This is a genomic window from Limnohabitans planktonicus II-D5 (assembly GCF_001270065.2).
Lineage (GTDB): Bacteria > Pseudomonadota > Gammaproteobacteria > Burkholderiales > Burkholderiaceae_C > Limnohabitans_A > Limnohabitans_A planktonicus.
In genome coordinates this window covers 40,562-57,487 of sequence record NZ_LFYT02000005.1, presented here as the reverse complement: position 1 = coordinate 57,487, position 16,926 = coordinate 40,562, and the positions used below count along the sequence as shown (strand labels likewise).

At 60.5% G+C, this 16,926-nt stretch carries 18 protein-coding genes and 1 pseudogene; 6 read left to right on the top strand and 13 right to left on the bottom strand.

The window, feature by feature from the left end; translation table 11 throughout:
• Positions 1-87: 87 nt before the first annotated feature.
• From H663_RS25955 to H663_RS25945, 4 genes and pseudogenes are all read right to left on the bottom strand, one after another.
• Entirely contained in the window at positions 88-1,071 is a 984-nt protein-coding gene (locus tag H663_RS25955; RefSeq protein ID WP_053169963.1) for a Bug family tripartite tricarboxylate transporter substrate binding protein, read from the bottom strand.
• Positions 1,072-1,341: 270 nt separating this feature from the next.
• Entirely contained in the window at positions 1,342-1,482 is a 141-nt protein-coding gene (locus tag H663_RS41535; RefSeq protein ID WP_165803865.1) for a hypothetical protein, read from the bottom strand.
• A 40-nt stretch (positions 1,483-1,522) separates the two neighbouring features.
• A pseudogene (locus tag H663_RS42160) lies at positions 1,523-1,741 on the bottom strand (type II toxin-antitoxin system Phd/YefM family antitoxin); the annotation flags it as partial.
• 157 nt (positions 1,742-1,898) lie between these two features.
• Complete coding sequence (locus tag H663_RS25945; RefSeq protein ID WP_053169961.1) at positions 1,899-2,657, bottom strand: 3-hydroxyacyl-CoA dehydrogenase; 759 nt, start codon at positions 2,655-2,657, stop codon at positions 1,899-1,901.
• A gap of 205 nt (positions 2,658-2,862) precedes the next feature.
• On the opposite strand from H663_RS25945, the gene cfa reads away from it, so the two are divergent.
• The 5 genes from cfa to H663_RS25920 all read left to right on the top strand — a co-directional run bounded on the left by cfa (position 2,863) and on the right by H663_RS25920 (position 7,374).
• Positions 2,863-4,032 carry a cyclopropane fatty acyl phospholipid synthase gene (gene cfa, locus H663_RS25940; RefSeq protein WP_053169960.1) on the top strand — a complete coding sequence of 390 codons (1,170 nt, stop codon included), beginning with the start codon at positions 2,863-2,865 and terminating at the stop codon, positions 4,030-4,032.
• Between the two features lie 96 nt (positions 4,033-4,128).
• Positions 4,129-4,575 carry a DUF423 domain-containing protein gene (locus tag H663_RS25935; RefSeq protein WP_053169959.1) on the top strand — a complete coding sequence of 149 codons (447 nt, stop codon included), beginning with the start codon at positions 4,129-4,131 and terminating at the stop codon, positions 4,573-4,575.
• Positions 4,576-4,702: 127 nt separating this feature from the next.
• Complete coding sequence (gene ahpC, locus H663_RS25930; protein ID WP_240620393.1) at positions 4,703-5,269, top strand: alkyl hydroperoxide reductase subunit C; 567 nt, start codon at positions 4,703-4,705, stop codon at positions 5,267-5,269.
• Positions 5,270-5,434: 165 nt separating this feature from the next.
• Positions 5,435-7,039, top strand: coding sequence for an alkyl hydroperoxide reductase subunit F (gene ahpF / locus H663_RS25925; RefSeq protein ID WP_053169957.1), 1,605 nt, complete (start codon positions 5,435-5,437; stop codon positions 7,037-7,039).
• A 35-nt stretch (positions 7,040-7,074) separates the two neighbouring features.
• Positions 7,075-7,374, top strand: a complete 300-nt coding sequence (locus tag H663_RS25920; protein ID WP_053169956.1) for a hypothetical protein — start codon at positions 7,075-7,077, stop codon at positions 7,372-7,374.
• Between the two features lie 72 nt (positions 7,375-7,446).
• On the opposite strand, the gene hemP is transcribed toward H663_RS25920, so the two are convergent.
• From hemP to H663_RS25880, 8 genes are all read right to left on the bottom strand, one after another.
• Positions 7,447-7,680 carry a hemin uptake protein HemP gene (gene hemP, locus H663_RS25915; RefSeq protein WP_053169954.1) on the bottom strand — a complete coding sequence of 78 codons (234 nt, stop codon included), beginning with the start codon at positions 7,678-7,680 and terminating at the stop codon, positions 7,447-7,449.
• Positions 7,677-8,090 carry an ExbD/TolR family protein gene (locus H663_RS25910; RefSeq protein WP_053169952.1) on the bottom strand — a complete coding sequence of 138 codons (414 nt, stop codon included), beginning with the start codon at positions 8,088-8,090 and terminating at the stop codon, positions 7,677-7,679. Before H663_RS25910 ends, hemP begins: the two co-directional genes overlap by 4 nt.
• Positions 8,091-8,119: 29 nt before the next feature.
• On the bottom strand, positions 8,120-8,848 hold the full coding sequence (locus H663_RS25905) for a MotA/TolQ/ExbB proton channel family protein (RefSeq protein WP_053169951.1): 729 nt from the start codon (positions 8,846-8,848) through the stop codon (positions 8,120-8,122).
• Between the two features lie 63 nt (positions 8,849-8,911).
• Complete coding sequence (locus H663_RS25900) at positions 8,912-9,634, bottom strand: energy transducer TonB (RefSeq protein ID WP_053169949.1); 723 nt, start codon at positions 9,632-9,634, stop codon at positions 8,912-8,914.
• A 30-nt stretch (positions 9,635-9,664) separates the two neighbouring features.
• A complete protein-coding gene (locus H663_RS25895) occupies positions 9,665-10,765 on the bottom strand; it encodes an alpha-hydroxy acid oxidase (RefSeq protein WP_053169947.1) in 1,101 nt (366 codons plus the stop codon).
• A 39-nt stretch (positions 10,766-10,804) separates the two neighbouring features.
• Positions 10,805-11,494 carry a Fe2+-dependent dioxygenase gene (locus H663_RS25890; protein ID WP_053169945.1) on the bottom strand — a complete coding sequence of 230 codons (690 nt, stop codon included), beginning with the start codon at positions 11,492-11,494 and terminating at the stop codon, positions 10,805-10,807.
• Between the two features lie 13 nt (positions 11,495-11,507).
• Positions 11,508-13,799, bottom strand: coding sequence for a TonB-dependent receptor (locus H663_RS25885; RefSeq protein WP_083451114.1), 2,292 nt, complete (start codon positions 13,797-13,799; stop codon positions 11,508-11,510).
• 152 nt (positions 13,800-13,951) lie between these two features.
• Complete coding sequence (locus H663_RS25880; RefSeq protein WP_053169943.1) at positions 13,952-14,995, bottom strand: Fe(3+) ABC transporter substrate-binding protein; 1,044 nt, start codon at positions 14,993-14,995, stop codon at positions 13,952-13,954.
• A gap of 156 nt (positions 14,996-15,151) precedes the next feature.
• Here H663_RS25880 and H663_RS25875 point away from each other — a divergent pair, with 156 nt between their 5' ends.
• Positions 15,152-16,033, top strand: coding sequence for a patatin-like phospholipase family protein (locus tag H663_RS25875; RefSeq protein WP_420844037.1), 882 nt, complete (start codon positions 15,152-15,154; stop codon positions 16,031-16,033).
• A gap of 173 nt (positions 16,034-16,206) precedes the next feature.
• On the opposite strand, the gene H663_RS25870 is transcribed toward H663_RS25875, so the two are convergent.
• On the bottom strand, positions 16,207-16,740 hold the full coding sequence (locus tag H663_RS25870) for a phasin family protein (protein WP_053169942.1): 534 nt from the start codon (positions 16,738-16,740) through the stop codon (positions 16,207-16,209).
• Positions 16,741-16,926 lie beyond the last annotated feature (186 nt).

The window sequence follows — 16,926 nt, the reverse complement described above, 5'->3', positions numbered from 1 at the left end:
CGTCGGACTCTGCGAGTACCGACCTACGGGTAAGGCTTGTTGTAGGTCGGCCGTCCCGGACCCCGACGGGGGTCTGCAAACCCCGCTTCAGCCCTTGATGCCCAGCCCCAGCTTTTCGATCAGCCGCTTTTCCTTCACATAGCTGGCCAGGATGAACTGGGTGTAGGCCTCGCTGTCCATGTAGATCACGGGCTGGTCGTACTTTGCGAAGGCGGCCACCACGCCAGGGTCGCTCAGGGTTTTCTTGAAGCCGTCTTGCAGCTTGCGCACCACCTTCGGGTCCATGCCCCGAGGGCCGGCGATGCCGAAAGGGGAGTCGGACACCGTGTCGTAGCCCAGTTCGTTGAGCGTGGGCACTTTGGGCCAGCGTTTGGTGCGTTTGCTGCCATAGGTGGCCAGCAGGCGCAGGGTGCCTGCTTCAACGTGGGGTGCCCAGCCCGTGGCATCACTGTGCGCGTCAATGTGGCCCCCTAACAGCGCTTGCAAGCCGTCCGAGCTGCCTTTAAAAGGCACATGCGTGAGCTGCACGCCCGCCTTGAGGGCGAACTCTTCCACCGCCAGGTGCGGCGTGGTGCCGTTGCCCGTGGAGCCGTAATTGAATTTACCGGGATTGGCCTTGGCAAAACTGACCAGGTCCTTGATGGATTTGATCGGCGAGTCGGCCTTGACCACGATGCCAAAGGTGTAGCCCGTCAGGCAGGCGATGTAGCTGAAGTCTTTGAGCGGGTCGAACAGCATTTTTTGCATGTGCGGCAAGCGGGCCACGCCAATCGTGATTTGCGAAAGGGTGTAGCCGTCGGGTGCCGCTTTGACGAGTTCGTTGGGGCCGAGCATGCCGCTGGCACCGGGCTTGTTTTCAACCACCACCTGCTGGCCCAGCACCTTGGTGGCAGCATCGGCTAGCGCACGCATCACGATGTCGCTGGACCCGCCGGCAGGCCAGGGGCAAATCAGCTTGAGTGGGCGCGTCGGAAAGGCTTGCGCCTGGGCGATTGAGGGCAGCGCCAGGGTGGCGGCACTGGCGATGCCGCTTTGTACAAACTGGCGGCGTGTGGTGTCATTCGTTTTCACAAGGCTCTCCTGATCGGGTATCTGATCCAGTGCTCAGTATGGCCCCTGGACAAGGCGGCTCGTATCGGGAGTTCCCTCAAGGGGTCGCGTGTGCGACCGAAGCTTCTTCAGACGCCCTCTGTCCCCACGCACCACGCCGGGCTCAACCACCGAACTGGATGCACAGGCGTTCAAAAGACACACGCTGGTGAACACCAGCGTGAGACGAAAACTGCAAGGGTGGAGGTCATCTTGGATTTCTGGAGAGGATCGCTGGTTTGCTGTGGCGTGTCAGGCCCGCAAAACACGCGGCTGCAAATGGGTTCTGAAATGACGCCGTGTGTGGATGAACAGGTGAACCACCACGGTCTGGTCGTCAAACTCATCAATCACACGGGTTTGGCGCAGCAGGCGCTGTCTGAAATGGGGCAAGCCCAATGCCCGAAGTTCCTCCAGCTTTGGATGCGCCGTTTCATGGCTGTTGATCCATCTCTGCAAAAAAGGCATCCATGTCGCTCACACGCCTCTGCGCCAATTCTTTCTGGCCCAGGGGCACCCACTTGAGCAGCGCAAAAGTTTCTTGTTGCCTTTCATACTCGGCAATGTCCATGACCACCATCTTGGCTTCCCCGTTTGGGGTGATGATGAGCGGCTCCGGGTTGGTGGCGTAGTCTTTCACAATCTCTGCGGCATGGCTCTTGAGTCAAGAGATGGGCTTGATTGCGTGGACAGGCTCATGGTTGAAAACTTTGATGGTTTGATCAGACCCAATCCTTGCCCGATGGTCAAGCTGTCCTTGGATGTCAAGACGACCGCCCATGCTGCGGTCGGCTTGGCGACCCTTCAGCTCACTTCGGTGCCAATCGGATCGCGCCATCCAGACGGATCACTTCGCCATTGAGCATGTCGTTTTCGATGATGTGTTGGGCCAATTTGGCGTAGTCCTGCGGAGTGCCCAAGCGGCTGGGGAAGGGCACGCCTGCAGCCAGGGCGTCTTGCACTTCTTGCGGCATGCCAAACAGCATGGGGGTGCCGAAGATGCCGGGGGCAATCGTCATGTTGCGGATGCCGTTGCGGGCCAGGTCTCGGGCAATGGGCAGCGTCATGCCGACCACGCCGCCTTTGGAGGCGGCGTATGCGGCCTGGCCAATCTGGCCGTCATAGGCGGCCACGCTGGCGGTGCTGATCAGCACGCCGCGCTCGCCTGTGGCTTCGGGCTCGTTTTTGCACATGGCCTCAGACGCCAGGCGAATCATGTTGAAGGTGCCCACCAGGTTGACCATGATGGTCTTGGTGTAGACGGCCAGGCTGTGCGCACCGTTTTTGCCCACGGTTTTTTCGGCCGGGGCGATGCCCGCGCAGTTGATCAGGCCAGACAGTCGTCCCATGGACACGGCTTGGGCCACCACGGCCTGGCCGTCTGCTTCGTTGCTCACGTCGCACTTGACGAAAGCGCCGCCCAGTTCTTTGGCAATCGCTTCACCTTTTTCGGCCTGCATGTCGGCAATCACGACTTTGCCGCCGTTGGCCGCCAGCATGCGCGCTGTGCCTTCGCCCAGGCCTGATGCGCCGCCGGTGACGATGAAAACCTTGCCTTGAATGTCCATGTTTTTCTCCTGAATGTGGTTGACGTTACGTCAACGTCAATTATGCACAGGGATGCCCCCTTCCCCGCGAGTGGCGTGTTTCAGGCTCATGGTTATGGGGTAGAGCTGTTACATCAAAAAGTGGATGGGCAGCCCTTGGGGCCGTGCCTAACATGATTTGTCACTTGCCAATGTCTGGCCAGTGCCTTCAGTTCAGGAGAAATGCATGGCTTCAGACATGGTTTTAGGGACGCAGCGCTTGATTCGCACGGATGACAACTGGCGCAGGGCGGCCAAATTATTGACCACGGCGGGCATCACGGTGGGTGGCTCAAAGCCTTGGGACATCCAGGTTCACCACCCGGGAACGTTTGACCGCATCCTGACCCGAGGCAGCCTGGGTTTGGGGGAGAGTTACATGGACGGTTGGTGGGATTGCGAGCAAGTCGATGAACTCATTACCCGCATATTGCGGGCGCGGCTGGACGAGCAGGTGGGGCGCGCCGGTTGGTTGTGGGCATCTTTGAAAGCCCGCTTGACGAATCTGCAGTCTCAGCAACGAGCTTGGCAGGTGGGCCGGGCGCATTACGACCTGGGCAATAATTTGTATGAGGCCATGCTGGACCCGGCCATGGCCTACAGCTGCGGCTATTGGCCGCAAGCGCAGACGCTGCAACAGGCACAAGAAGCGAAACTCGACTTGATTTGCCAAAAATTGCAGTTGCAACCGGGCATGTCCTTGCTGGATATCGGTTGTGGATGGGGCAGTCTGATGCTGTTTGCTGCACGCCATTACCAAGTCCGTTGCGTGGGCCTGACCGTCTCGAAAGAACAGGCCCGCCTGGGCGCTGAAAAAGCAGGCGATTTGCCGGTGCGCTTTGAGCTGACCGATTACAGGCAGTTCAATGAACGAGGCGAGCAGCGCTTTGACCGCATTGCCTCGGTGGGCATGTTCGAACATGTGGGGCAGAAAAACTACCGCACTTTCTTTGACATGGCCCGGCGTTGCTTGCGGGATGATGGCCTGTTTTTGTTGCACACCATTGGCAAAAATCAGGCGGGTGCGGGGATCGATCCCTGGATTGAAAAATACATTTTCCCCAACGGGGCCTTGCCCTCGGCCTCAGAAATCGCGTTTTACAGCGAAGAAGATTTCGTCATGGAAGACTGGCACAACTTTGGCGAAGACTATGACAAAACCCTGATGGCCTGGCATGAACGCTTTGAGGCGGCCTGGCCCGCGCTGAAAGACCGGTATGGCGAGCGCTTTTACCGCATGTGGCGCTATTACCTACTGTGCTGCGCAGGCACATTCCGCGCCCGTGACAACCAGCTTTGGCAGGTGGTGCTGTCGCCCTGCGGTCAGGCAGGGGGCTACCGCAGGCCGCTGATGTGAGGGGCGGCGGCGCAGTGCCAGACGCCAATTCAATCAGCTGCACAAAGCCGTGCTCCAATGCGCTGTTTCCATTCTTCGCTTTGTGCGCTGCACCTCATGTCCATCCCGTCTTCTGCTTCCACCTCAATTTCCTCGCCAGAAGTCTGGCCTCTGTCGGCCCGGTGGTTTCTGGTCCTGGGGGCGATCAGCGCTTGCGCCAGCGTGGTGTTCAGCGCCGCCTTCGCGCATTTGCCAGTGTTTGCCGCGGGCGTGCCCCCGGCGGTGCAAACCGCTTTGAGCCAGCAGCAATTTCATTCGCTGGCTTTGTTGTTCACAGGGTTGGCGCTTCGGGTCTGCGGGGCGTCGCGTTGGCTGCAGGCGGCAGGCTGGCTCATGCTGGTCGGTTTGGTCTTGTTCAGCTTCAACCTCTATGCCCGCCATGTGTGGGCTTGGGATGCCCTGCGCGCCCTGGTGCCTTGGGGCGGCGCGGCATGGATATTGGCTTGGTTGGTTTTGGCCATGGGTTTGGCTCAGGGGAGTATAGGAATAAATCGGAGGGCTTGAGTTGAAAGCTTTTTCCTATGGGGTCGATAGAAACTACTCATGAGTAGAAACCCTAGGTTGTTTTATGATTGCGACCAATGAGTTTTCTCATTCGATAGTTTTTTTAAACCACCCAAAGGAAATGACCGTGTCCTCTTTGATCAATACCCAAGTTCAGCCTTTCAAAACCCAGGCTTTCCACAATGGCAAGTTCGTGCAGGTGTCCAACGAAACCCTCAAGGGCGAGTGGTCCGTGCTGATTTTCATGCCCGCAGCCTTCACCTTCAACTGCCCCACCGAAATCGAAGACGCGGCTGACAACTACGCCGAGTTCCAGAAAGCTGGTGCCGAGGTCTACATCGTGACCACCGACACCCACTTCTCGCACAAAGTGTGGCACGAGACTTCGCTTGCCGTGGGCAAGGCCAAGTTCCCGTTGGTTGGCGACCCGACACACCAGCTGACACGCGCATTTGGCGTGCACATTGAAGAAGAAGGCCTGGCACTGCGCGGCACCTTCATCATCAACCCCGAAGGCATGATCAAGACCGCCGAAGTGCACTCCAACGAGATCGCCCGCGACGTGTCCGAGACCCTGCGCAAGCTCAAAGCCGCTCAGTACACCGCCGCCAACCCCGGCCAAGTGTGCCCCGCCAAGTGGAAAGAAGGCGCCAAGACTTTGGCTCCTTCCATCGACCTGGTCGGCAAGATCTAATTCTTGACCTCTGCGCCCTGTATCGCAGGGCGTTGAGCACAGCACAACCGGGCCACAAGCTGGGCCTGTGCTGTCCTCAACGATTTCCCCCAAACCCCCCCTCTGTCCGAGGCCCCGCCACAAGCGTGGGCCGGGGACGAATGCAGCCTGAAACCGGAGAACACCATGCTCGACGACACCCTCAAAGCCCAATTGCAGCAATACCTGGCCCTGCTGCGCCATCCGATTTGCCTGATGGCCTCGCTCGACGACAGCGAGACGGGCGTGGAGATGAAGCAACTGCTGGAAACCATCGTGGGTCTGTCGGACAAGGTCACGCTGGACACTTCCGGCAATGACGCTCGCAAGCCTTCTTTTGTGGTGGCGCGTGAAGGCCAAAGTACCGGTGTGCGCTTTGCCGGTTTGCCGCTGGGCCACGAGTTCACTTCTTTGGTGTTGGCCTTGCTCTGGACCGGTGGACACCCGCCCAAGGTCGAGCAAGACGTGATCGACAGCATCAAAGCGCTGGAAGGCGACTTCAATTTCGAGGTCTACATGTCGCTCAGCTGCCACAACTGCCCCGATGTGGTGCAGGCGCTGTCGCTCATGGCCATCGTGAACCCGAATGTGAAAACCGTGGTCATCGAAGGCGGTGCCTTCCAGGCCGAAGTCGAGGCGCGTCAGATCATGGCCGTGCCCATGGTGTTCTTGAACGGTCAGGTGTTTGGCTCGGGCCGCATGTCGGTGGAAGAAATCGTGGCCAAGCTCGACACCAACGCCGGTGAACGCGATGCCGCCAAGCTCAGCGCCAAAGACCCGTTTGACGTGTTGGTGGTGGGCGGTGGCCCGGCCGGGGCGGCCGCTGCCGTGTACGCCGCTCGCAAAGGCATCCGCGTGGGTGTGGCGGCTGAGCGTTTTGGCGGCCAGACCAATGACACCATGGCGATTGAAAACTACATCTCGGTGCTCGAGACCGATGGCCCCAAGTTTGCGGCAGCCTTGGAAGCGCAAGTTCGCCACTACGAGGTGGACATCATGAACTTGCAGCGTGCCGACAAAATCATCCCCGCCAGCCAGCCCGGCGGCCTGATCGAAGTGCAGATGGCCAACGGTGCCAGCTTGAAAGCCCGCTCGGTCATCCTGTCCACGGGTGCCCGTTGGCGCAATGTCAACGTGCCCGGCGAAGCCGAGTACAAAAACAAGGGCGTGGCCTACTGCCCGCACTGCGACGGCCCCTTGTTCAAGGGCAAGCGCACCGCCGTGATCGGTGGCGGCAATTCGGGCATCGAAGCGGCCATTGACTTGGCGGGCATCGTCAAGCACGTCACGGTGTTTGAATTTGCCGACCAGCTCAAGGCCGACGCGGTCTTGGTGAGCAAGCTCAAGAGCCTGACCAACGTCACGATCCACACCCACGCGCAGACGACCGAAATCACGGGCGCAGACGGCAAGGTCAATGGCATCCGCTACAAGGACCGCACCACGGGCGATGACCACTGGGTCGAGCTGGAAGGCGTGTTCGTGCAAATCGGCCTGGTGCCCAACACCGAATTCCTCAAAGGGACTCTGGAGCTGAGCAAATTTGGCGAGATCGTGGTGGACGCCAAGGGCCACACCAATGTGCCCGGCGTGTTTGCAGCGGGTGACTGCACCACCGTGCCTTACAAGCAGATCGTCATTGCCGCAGGCGAGGGTGCCAAAGCCGCCTTGAGCGCTTTTGACCACCTGATCCGCATGCCTGCCTTGCCGGTGAGTGAAGCCCCAACACCCGCACACGCCGAAGCCGTTTAAGCTGGCGGTTTTTCACCCCTGCCAGGAGTCCTGTGATGACGTGTTTTGTGATCGACCCCACCGCCAAAACCATCACCCCCGTCCTTTGGGACGGCGGGCTGGAGGCGATCCGTCAGCTGATCGGTTTTGAAACCATCGACAGCGACGAAATCAATGCGAATGGGGACCGTTTGTTTTTTGACGAAAAATGCTTCATCCGCCAGACCCCGGGCGTGGGCCGTTTCCAGCTCGACAGCTTGGCACCGGTGGCGGGGGTCGGCGTGGTGGTGGGGGCTGGGGAGTCTGCCCCGCAAATGACGCTGCAGGCCTTGCAGGGGCGGGTCAAGTTTTTGTGAACGGCTGCGGCTGCCAGCGGGGCTTTCCCGCTGGGTCTTGAGAACTTCACGCCCGGCATGCTTGCCGGGTTTTTATTTGGTCAGGATCAATTTGCCTTGCCGTGTGGTTTGCAGGCGATAGATTTCGCCCAAGTGGCGAATCAGCACCAGGGCCTGCTCGCCCAAGAGGTCATGGCTGTCCAGCGTGCGCGTACGGGATGGCCGGCTTGCGTTGCGGGGCGAAGCCGCCAGCGACTCAGGCATTTCTGGCGCAATGGTTGCGCTTGTGGTGTCTGTTGGCCCAGTCACAGGCGATTTGATGCTCATGGTTTTTGGCCCTCGGTCACAAAACCTATTTTTGCCAGCCCCGCACGCTGCGCAGCGCTCATGGCCTGGGCCACATGTTCATAAGCCACTTTTTTGTCGCCCCGGATGTAGAGCTGGGGTTGTGGGTCTTTGGCTGCGTGTTCGCGCAGTGCATCCTCCAGGGCGTCAGCCGCTACAGGCTGTTGGCCTAAAAAGAACTGGCCCTGGCTGTCCACGGCCAGTTGCAAGCTCTCGGGCGGTGTTTTGTCTTGGCTGCTGCTGGTGCGGGGCAGTTCCACCTTCACGGCGTGTTGCACCACCGGGATGGTGATGATGAAGATGATCAGCAGCACCAGCATGACGTCCACCAGGGGCGTCATGTTGATTTCGTTCATCACGTCATCGTTGTTGTCGTTGATTTCAAAGGACATGCGGGTTTCCTGGTCGGCAGGTCAGCTGCTCAGTGGCCAACATGCGCTGCAGCAAGGTGGGATGGGTGATTGGCCTGCGCCGACGGGCTCACGCGGGCACCGGTCACGTAATAGGCGTGCAGATCATGCGCAAAACGGTTCATGCGGGCGATGATGAATTTGTTGCCACGCACCAGGGCGTTGTAGCCCAGCACCGCCGGAATGGCCACGGCCAGGCCCAGCGCCGTCATGATCAGGGTTTCGCCAATCGGGCCAGCTACCGCGTCGATGCTGGCGTTGCCGGTGGCGCCGATGGCCACCAGCGCGTGGTAGATGCCCCAGACGGTGCCAAACAAACCCACGAACGGGGCGGTGGAGCCAATCGACGCCAGGATGGCCAGGCCGTTTTGCAGGCGGCTGGTGTGGTCGTCAATGCAGTTGCGCAGGCTGCGCGTGACCCAGTCGCTCACGTCCAGACGGTCATGCAACTGTTTTTGTGCCGCCTGGTGGTGTTCTGTGGCCTCTTGCCCCACTTGGGCCAGCGTGTGGAACATGTTGTCCGGGCGGTGGCTGAGCACGGCCAAGCCTTCGGCCAGACTGGTGGAGTGCCAGAACTGTTCGCTGCTCAAGGCACTTTGTTTGTGTTTCCACACGTCCAGCGCCTTGAGCACGATGACGACCCAGCTGGTGACCGACATGCCGATCAGTGCGATGAGGATCAGGCGGGTGACGGCGTCCCCTTGGGTCCAGATGTGGGTGAGGCCAAATGATTCGGGCATGAAAAAACTCCTGTGAATGGGATCGGGCAAAAAATGGTGGGCAGTCGGGCCGGTGGGGGCGAATCAGTCCAGCACAAAGCGGATGGGCACGTTGAACCACATGGCCTCGGGCGCGCCGTTGCGTTGGCCGGGCACAAAGCGCCAGCGCTGCACGGTGGAAAGGGCGGTCTCGTCCAGGCGCAAGTAACCGCTGGATGTTCGGATTTCGGCCTTTTCGGCGCGGCCCTCGGGCGTGATCAAGACGCGAATGATGACGGTGCCTTGCTCGCCCAGGCGTTTGCTTTGGCGCGGGTAGGGTGGGGCCGGGTTGTTCAGGTAGTCGGCGCTGGTGGACGGCAGCACCACGGCCGCCGCTGTGGGGTTGTTGGCCGGGCGCTGGTTGCCTGCCTGCAGTGCGGCAGGTGTGGCCGGGGCAGGCGCAGCGCTTGGCACGATGGGCGCGGCATCGCTGGGGGCTGTGCGTGACAGCACAGGCGCGGGTTGCACGGGAGGGCTGATGGGCTTGGCCTGGGGCTGCCGCTCGGGGTCAGGTTTGGTTTTGGCTTGGGTTTGGGGTTTCGCCGGTTCAGGCTTGGGTGCGGCCGGGGCGGGGGCATCTATGACCACGCTGGCCATGATCACGTTGTCGGGTGCGCCTGCGGGGACCACGCGGGTCAATAATCCGCTGCCGAGCAAGCAAGCCACGCCAACGTGGCCCAGCATCACCGCACCGGTCACGCGCCAGGCGCGGCTTGGATGAGTGCGGTGGGGCCGATGCATCGGTTCTTCAAGATGGGCTGCTTGCATAAAGTGGGGCTCAAAGGAAATCAAGGGGCATCAAACGGTCTGCAGAGGCCACAAACGATCGATGTCAATGTCTTGAAGGTGCGCGCAACCCGTCAAAGCCATGGTGGTTTCGAACTCGTCGCGCAGCAGGCGCAGCACATGCGCTGCACCGCGTGCGCCCGCATGGGCCAGGCCATACAGGGCAGGGCGGCCAATCAGCGCGGCATCAGCCCCCAGGGCCAGTGCTTTGAACACATCGGTGCCACGCCGGATGCCACCATCGACCAGCACCGGCGCTTGTGGGTGGTGCTGGCGAACGGCTTGCACGATGCGCGGCAGTAACTCGGCCGTGGCCGGCAGGGTGTCGAGCACGCGGCCGCCGTGGTTGCTCACGATCACACCTGCTGCGCCCAGATTCAGCGCTTGCACAGCGTCTTGCGGGTGGGTGATGCCCTTGAGCAGCACGGGCAGGCGGGTCTGGCCAATCAACCACTGCACATCGGCCCAGGTGGGGGCGGCATCGGCCAAGCCAGCGCACAGGCCTTGGGCGTGGGTTTTTGCAGGGCTGTTGTCGGGGGCCTTCCAATGCACCGCCTTCACGCCCTCGGGCAAAGGCATGCCGTGGCGGCGTTCGCGGTCTCGCACGCCGTGTACCGGGGCGTCCACCGTGAGCACCAGGGCTTCAAAACCAGCGGCTTCAACCTGTGCCAACAGCTCGTGCATGGCCCCCCGATCGGCCAGCCAATAGAGCTGAAACCACAAGGGGCCACGTTCGGCGTCTGAAGCCACCAGCGCCGCCACGTCGTGCATGGGCGTGCTGGTCTGGTGGGACAACACCATGCCGCAGCCTTGCGCGGCGGCGGCCAAAGCCATGCCCGATTCCCCATCGGCATGGGCCCAGCGCTGGTAAGCCATGGGCGCCACCAGCAGCGGCATGGGCCAGTCGCGGCCCAGCAAACGGCAACGCGTGTGGCCACCGCGCAGGTCTTGCAAAACGCGCGGCGACAAACGCAGACTTTGCCAAGCGGCCACGTTGTGGCGCAGTGTGATTTCGTCTGCTGCACCGCCGCTGAAATAGGCCCAAGCCGCCTCGCTCAGAGCCGCTTGTGCGGCCTGTTCGTGGTCTTGCAGGTTGACGATGGGCTGGGTCATGGTGTGTGCGGTTTGCGGGTTGCGGGTTCAAAGGGCAGATCAGGTGTTGGCCCACTGGCGCAGCAGCTGGTGATACACCCCGGTCAAAGCCGTGGTCTCGGGCGTTTCGCCGTGTTGTTCACGCAGCTTGAGCAGGTTCATGTCCAGATCGAACAGGATGCGGCGCTGCTCATCCGAGCGCACCATGCTCTCGACCCAGAAAAAGCAAGCCAGGCGCTGCCCGCGTGTGACGGGCGTGACCTCGTGCAAGGTGTTGCCGGGGTACAGCACGGCATGCCCTGCAGGCAGCTTGACGCGGTGCACCACGCTTTGGTCTTGCGCACTCAGCTCGCCGCCTTCGTAGTCATCGGGGTCGTTCAAAAAGACGGTGCACGACAGGTCGCAGCGCACGCGCTGGCCGTCGGCACGCAGTCGAATCGCGTTGTCAATGTGCCAGCCGTAATGCGGAAATTCAGGCGTGTAGCGGTTGATGCGGGGTGTGAACACCTTCAAAGGCAAGGCTGCTGAAAAGAAGGTGCTCGACTGGTCCAGTCCACCGAGCACCCAGTGGCGAATTTGCGCGGCCACCGGGTGTTGGTGTGGCAGTTGCAGGTTGTCTTTGACCGTGCGGGCTTGCGGGCCTGCACTGTCCTGCCCGTCAGCCCAGTCGGATTCGGGCAGGGCCAGCAACAGCTCGCGGGCCTGGCGCACGGTGTCCGGGCTGAGCAATTCGGGCAGGAATCGGACCATGTGGTTGGCGTCCTCAGAATTTGTAAGACGCGGTGATTTGCGTCAAACGGCCTGCACCCGGGATGTAGTGGCCGGGGTACAACTGATCGGCATACAGCTTGTTGGTGACGTTGCTCACATTGGCTTTGAAGCTCAGGGCATCGCTGTAGGCGTATTCGGCCATCACATCGCCCACCACAAACGAGGGCACTTCAAATGCGGCACGGGTCGGGGTCTGGCGACCCCGGAAAGTCAGACCAGCGCCTGCACGCCATTGCCCGTTGATTTGGTAAGTCGTCCAGGCGCTGCCGCTGTGCACAGGGGTCAGGGCGGGACGGTCGCCCAAGCGCTCGCCGGCGGAGTTTTGGAGGCACGAACCTGTAGCAGGGCAAGGCGCGGCTTTGCTGACTTTGGCATCCGGCATCCAGGTGAAGGAGCCAAACACTTCCCATTTTTGCGTCAAGCGCCCCGCCACATCCAGCTCCAGACCCGAGGCATAGCGGCTGCCGGTCAGTGTGACCACAGGCAGCAAGGGGTCGGTGTTGCGTTCATTCTTTTTGGTGGCGCGGAACAAAGCCAGGCGCGTGGTGAAGCGTTTGTCAGCCGAGTCGAGCTTGGCGCCCAGCTCCCAATTCACGGATTGCTCGGGTGGTGTGTCCACATTCGTCGGCCCAAGGGAATAGGAGTCCCCAGAGGTGTTGAACGAGGTGCCATAAGACAAGTGGAAGGACTGCAAGTCATTGGGCTGGAACAGCACGCCTGCGCGTTGGCTCCACTCGCCCACCTTCATGCGGTAGCGGGTTGGGGTGCCATTGTCCGTGGCGTTGGGGGGAGGGCCGAACTGGGCGAAGTCGCCTTTGAGGCTGTCGTAGCGCAAGCCCCCCAATACTTTCCATTGGGGTGCCACTTGCACCAGGTCTTGCAGGTACGCACCCCAGCCGGTGCTGCTGTACTGGTTGTTCACACGCAGCACGCGGGTGCTTTCGTTGACCCTGGCGCCGTCATGCGGTGTGCCAATGGTGGTGGTGGGCTTGGTGATGGTCACGCCACCTTGCGCACCTGCTGTGCGGGCGGCGTAAACGGTTTTGTCTTCGGTGGCCAGGTCGACCCCGGCCATCAATTCGTGCTTCAGGCCCAGTGCCTGGAACTTCTTGCTGAAATCACTTTGCAGATGCAGCGTGTCCATGTCCTGAATCTTCAGGTGATTGCCCCGGGTCATGACCGTGTTGGGGCCGAAGGTGGCCAAACTGACGGCTTGCCTGCCCGGTTGGCTGGCGGCGTTGGCAAACCGCACGGCACCTGCGCGCTGATCGCGCTCGTATTGCCCCTTGCGGATTTGCGTTTTCAGTTCGCTGTCGGCCGAGAATCGGTGTGTGTGGCTGGCCGTCAAGTGTGTCGCGCGGCCCGCGTTGTAGTCGCTGGCTGCGCCGTAATAGGCTTTGGGGTCCAGCGGCAAGACGGTGGACTCCAGCGGGGAGGCGGAGGTGCTGGGGCGAATCCAGGGCATGCCATAGTTCATGCCATTGTTGTTGTTCAGGTGGTACAAGCCAAGTTGGAACTCGTTCTTCTCGCCAATGCCCCAGCGGTAAGCCCCGGCGATGCCTTCTTTGTCCAAAGAACTGCCCGAGCCGTTGTTGTCGGCTTGGGTTTTCATCACGTTCAAGCGCAGCGCGGCACTTTCTCCGGTTTGTTTGTTGAAGTCGCCCACCAGCCGCACATGCTTGTGCGAGCCCAGGGTCAAGTCCACCTGGCTTTCATCCATGAGGCGGGGTGTTTTGCTGACCTGGTTGACTGCGCCGCCTGTGGAGCCGCGGCCAAACAGCATGGAGGCCGAGCCGCGCAGCACTTCCAGGCGGTCCAGGTTGAAGGTGTCGCGTTCGTAAAAAGCCGGGTCGCGCACGCCGTCGACAAACACATCACCCATGGACTGCAAGGAAAAGCCGCGCAAACGGATGTCTTCTTCACCCCCTTCGGCTGCCATAAAGCTGATGCCTGCGGTGTTTTTCAACGCTTCTTTGAAGGTGTCCAAGTTGCGGTCATCCATCAGTTTTTCGGTCACCACGGTCACCGATTGCGGAATGTCGCGCAGTGCTTGCTGGCCTTTGCCGATGCGTGTTTCCGAGGCGCGCACGCCGTTCTTGCCCTCGGCCATGTCGGTTTCGGCCTTGTCCTTGACGGTCACCGTTTTGAGGGTGCTCTCTCCAGGCTTGTTTTGGGCCATGGCGGCAGGCGCGGCTGAGAGGGAGCCCGCCAGCATGATGGCAGCCAGTGGCAGCAGTGTGCCTGGAGGGCGCGAATTTTGGGCGTGTGTGTGTCTTTGAGTCATGGTGATGCGCGTCATTGATGGATGGGGAAAAGGCAAATCAGGTTTGCCGATGGGTTCAATGGCTGGCTATCACCACCCGGGCGTGCGCCCGGTGTGAATGGCTGGCTGATGGAGACAAGGGTGGTCGCCAGTGGCGACCACCGGGTGAGGCCTTACTTGAAGCCCACGCGGTCCAGCATTTGCTGCACCTTGACCTGGTTCATGCCGACGGCGCTGATTGGGATCAGCTCGCTTTTGAAGCTGCCGCCCGTCATGGCTTTGAGGGCCGGGTTGTCAAAGCTCACGCCCTTGGCCGCTGGCCACTCGTTGTTGCCGTTGGCAAAGTGGTTTTGCGCTGAGGGGCTGGCCAGGTATTCGAGGAACTTGACCGCGTTGTCGGTGTTTTTGGCATACCTTGCCACAGCGCCACCGGCCACGTTCACATGCGTGCCCCAAGAGTTTTGGTTGGGGAAGACCACGCCGATTTTTTCGGTCACCGCTTTGTCGGCCGGGTTGCTTGACCGCATCATGCGGGCCAGGTAATAGGTGTTGGTGACGGCCACGCCGCATTCGCCCGAGGCCACGCCTTTGATCTGGTCGGTGTCACCGCCTTTGGGGCTGCGGGCCATGTTGTCCACCAAGCCCTTGAGCCAGACTTCGGTTTTTTGCGGACCCAGGTGCTCGGTCATGGCACCAAACAGGCTCAGGTTGTAGGGGTGCGAGCCGCTGCGGATGCACAAACTGCCCTTGAACTTGGCATCGGCCAGCTTCTCGTAGCTGTCGACATCGGTTTTGCTGAACTTGAGCTTGTCATACACGATCACACGCGCCCGAGTGGACAGGCCAAACCAAGCCGTGCCACCGTTGTCTGCTGGTTTGGCGCGCAAGTTGGCGGGAATGGCTGCTTCGAGTTTGGCCGACTTGATGGGCAAAAACAGGCCATCTACTTCAGCACGCCACAGGCGGGCGGCGTCCACCAGCAAAATCACGTCGGCCGGTGAGGCTGCGCCCTCGGCTTTGAGTCGGGCGAGAATACCGGCATCGTCGGCATCGACCCGGTTGATCTTGATGCCGGTGGCTTTGGTGAAGTCGCTGTACATGACTTCATCGGTGGGGTAGTGGCGGGCCGAGTAGATGTTGAGGGTCTTGTCTTGTGCCATGGCAGCTGCCGATGCGCTCAAGCAGGTCATGATCAGTGCAGATTGGAGAAAGTTCATTGGATCAAGCTTCAAGAAGTTGCTGTGCATGGCTTGAATTTTATATCAAATGAGAATCATTATCAATAAGGAGGATGTGTGAACGTGAAAAACAATGACAACTTGACAGGTGAGGTGGCTTGTGTGCGCCCTGTGTGGGGGCGGGCCATAGGTCTGTTGGTTTTGGCATGTGGGCTTTGGTTATCAGGCTGTACCAGTGTCGGGCCAACCCGGTCGGATGCCTCGGGGGCCAGCCCAGCGCCAGAGCGCCGCACGGTGCAGCTGGGCCTGGCTTTGGGCGGTGGCGCGGCCAGAGGCTTTGCCCATGTGGGGGTAATTCAGGTGCTCGAAGAAGCGGGTCTGCAACCGAGCCATGTCACGGGAACGTCGGCCGGCAGTCTGGTGGCAGCCCTGTATGCCAGCGGCAAAAGTGGCAGTGAACTGACCCGGCTGGCCGAGTCCATGCAAGAAGCGGAAATCACCGACTGGATGCTTCCCATCCTGAACCGGGGTGCCTTGCGCGGTGAGGCGCTGGCCAAATATGTGAACACCCAGGTTGGTGGCAAAAACCTAGAGCAGATGAAGATTCCCTTGGGCATTGTGGCCACCGATTTGCGCACGGGTGAGGCCATCACGTTCAGACGGGGCAACACGGGGGCTGCTGTGCGGGCATCGAGTGCGGTGCCTGCGGTGTTTCAGCCTGTTCGGATCGGCGGCAATGAATATGTTGATGGTGGCTTGGTGGCCCCGGTGCCCGTGCGCCAGGCCCGTGACATGGGGGCTAATTTCGTGATCGCGGTGGACATTTCCAGCGATCCCGAGGGCAATCCATCAGGCGACACCTTCCAGATTCTGATGCAGACCTTTGCCATCATGGGCAAGAGCATCAACACGCTGGCCTTGAAGGACGCCGATTTTGTGGTTCGGCCCGCCTTGTCGGGCGTCAAAAGTGCCGACTTTGGCGCCCGTCGACGCTCCATTGACGCCGGGCGTGCCGCCATGCTGGCCCAATTGCCACGCCTGAAAGAGCGCTTGGCCGCCTTTGAAGCGGGGCGTTGAACTGATGCAGGGGCTGTCGCATGTGGCGGGCCCTGCAAAAGCACAAAAAAAGGGCTGATCTTGCGATCAGCCCTGGAAGGGATCCCTGTTTCCCTGACGAAATTCAAAGAGATCCGAGGAGACAACTTGCAAAAACAGCATCAGGTCTTTGCAAAACCTGCCGCTTGAGGAAATTACTTTTTCTTGGCAGTCTTGGGCGCAGCAGTTTGTGCCACGGCAGCCAGGTTGGACTCGGCCAGGTCAGTGGCTTGCTTGACCGCTTTTTGAACGGATTCGAAAGCGCTTGTTGCCGCTGTCACGGCACCCTTCATCATGGCCACAGCTTGCTCGGAGCCAGCCGGGGCATTGGAGGCGGCGCTGTCCACCAAAGAAGCGAATTGCTGTTGCGCGGCAGCAGCCTGAGCTTCGAAAGCCTTGGTGAACTCACCCCCGGTGCCGGTTGCGATGTCGTACAGGTGACGGCTGTAAGCGGCTGTTTTTTCGGCCAATGGCTGGAACAGGCTCGCTTGCATGGCCACCAACTCTTGGGCGTCTTTCACGCTCAGAGCGGCTTGGGTGTTGCTGGACGATTCGTCCAGGGCGGCTTTGGCGGCAGTCAGGTTCAGCTCGACCAGTTTTTCCACGCCTTCGAAGGCTTTGGCGGTCAGGCCAAACAAGGTTTCGACATTGGCTTTGTGGGAAGCAACGATTTGTTCAGCGGTCATCATGAGAATCTCCAGATCAAGGTTAAAAAGGTTCAAGAGACTGCGCCGAAACTGGCCGGGGCCATACAGCTTTGTTGCAGTGCAGCATGGTTTTGATTTTAGGGGTTCTGGCGGTTCGTGCAAGGGTATTGAACCCTTTTGAATCCATTTTAGAGAGCATTTTCTAGAATTCACAGTTCGCTTCCTCAC

Bases quoted from the DNA above. Each gene is read 5' to 3' on its own strand.
- H663_RS25945 (WP_053169961.1), bottom strand. From the start codon at position 2,657: ATGGACATTCAAGGCAAGGTTTTCATCGTCACCGGCGGCGCATCAGGC.
- cfa (WP_053169960.1), top strand. From the start codon at position 2,863: ATGGCTTCAGACATGGTTTTAGGGACGCAGCGCTTGATTCGCACGGAT.
- H663_RS25935 (WP_053169959.1), top strand. From the start codon at position 4,129: ATGTCCATCCCGTCTTCTGCTTCCACCTCAATTTCCTCGCCAGAAGTC.
- ahpF (WP_053169957.1), top strand. From the start codon at position 5,435: ATGCTCGACGACACCCTCAAAGCCCAATTGCAGCAATACCTGGCCCTG.
- H663_RS25920 (WP_053169956.1), top strand. From the start codon at position 7,075: ATGACGTGTTTTGTGATCGACCCCACCGCCAAAACCATCACCCCCGTC.
- hemP (WP_053169954.1), bottom strand. From the start codon at position 7,680: ATGAGCATCAAATCGCCTGTGACTGGGCCAACAGACACCACAAGCGCA.
- H663_RS25910 (WP_053169952.1), bottom strand. From the start codon at position 8,090: ATGTCCTTTGAAATCAACGACAACAACGATGACGTGATGAACGAAATC.
- H663_RS25905 (WP_053169951.1), bottom strand. From the start codon at position 8,848: ATGCCCGAATCATTTGGCCTCACCCACATCTGGACCCAAGGGGACGCC.
- H663_RS25900 (WP_053169949.1), bottom strand. From the start codon at position 9,634: ATGCAAGCAGCCCATCTTGAAGAACCGATGCATCGGCCCCACCGCACT.
- H663_RS25895 (WP_053169947.1), bottom strand. From the start codon at position 10,765: ATGACCCAGCCCATCGTCAACCTGCAAGACCACGAACAGGCCGCACAA.
- H663_RS25890 (WP_053169945.1), bottom strand. From the start codon at position 11,494: ATGGTCCGATTCCTGCCCGAATTGCTCAGCCCGGACACCGTGCGCCAG.
- H663_RS25885 (WP_083451114.1), bottom strand. From the start codon at position 13,799: ATGACTCAAAGACACACACACGCCCAAAATTCGCGCCCTCCAGGCACA.
- H663_RS25880 (WP_053169943.1), bottom strand. From the start codon at position 14,995: ATGAACTTTCTCCAATCTGCACTGATCATGACCTGCTTGAGCGCATCG.
- H663_RS25870 (WP_053169942.1), bottom strand. From the start codon at position 16,740: ATGATGACCGCTGAACAAATCGTTGCTTCCCACAAAGCCAATGTCGAA.